Here is a 598-nt window from a genome sequence, read left to right on the forward strand (position 1 = left end):
TTTTTACTGGTATAATATGGATGATTTTGTTAATGAGAGGGGAGAAAAAGATGAATCAACTTGTATTTAAGCAATTTGAGATGACAAGAGAATATTTCATCAAGAATGTAGAGTCCGTTTCTAAGGAACAAACTGATGTGCAGCCAGATGGTTTTAATAACACAATTCATTGGCATACAGGTCACGTTTTGACAATTACTGAACAAACTATGTTTGGTTTCCCGCATGTAACAACTCACCTTCCCATGAATTATATAGAATTGTTTGGGAATGGTACAAAACCAGCTGATTGGACAGGGAATATACCTGCTATGGATCAACTTATTGTACAGTTGAAAGGTCAATTAACTCGTATAAAGCAAATTTCTTCTGAACAGCTAGATCAAGATTTGGATACACCATTCCTAGGTTGTAAGACTGTTGGAGAACTCGCAGGTTTAACATTAATGCATGAAGCGACTCATATGGGGCAAATTCAGGCGATGAAGCGTATAATTGAACATGTAAGTGTTAAAAACTGAATGTAACAAAGTGTTATATTTAGATGAAAAAATCAGTCTAATAAAACTGGTTTTTTCTTTTGTTATATTTTATACAT

Annotated in this window: 1 protein-coding gene; it reads left to right on the forward strand. The window is 33.8% G+C overall.

Annotation, left to right across the window (positions count from 1 at the left end):
- Positions 1 to 50: 50 nt before the first annotated feature.
- On the forward strand, positions 51 to 521 hold the full coding sequence (locus SB775_RS27335) for a DinB family protein (protein WP_317779052.1): 471 nt from the start codon (positions 51 to 53) through the stop codon (positions 519 to 521).
- Positions 522 to 598 lie beyond the last annotated feature (77 nt).

It is taken from the genome of Peribacillus sp. SIMBA_075 (assembly GCF_046534585.1).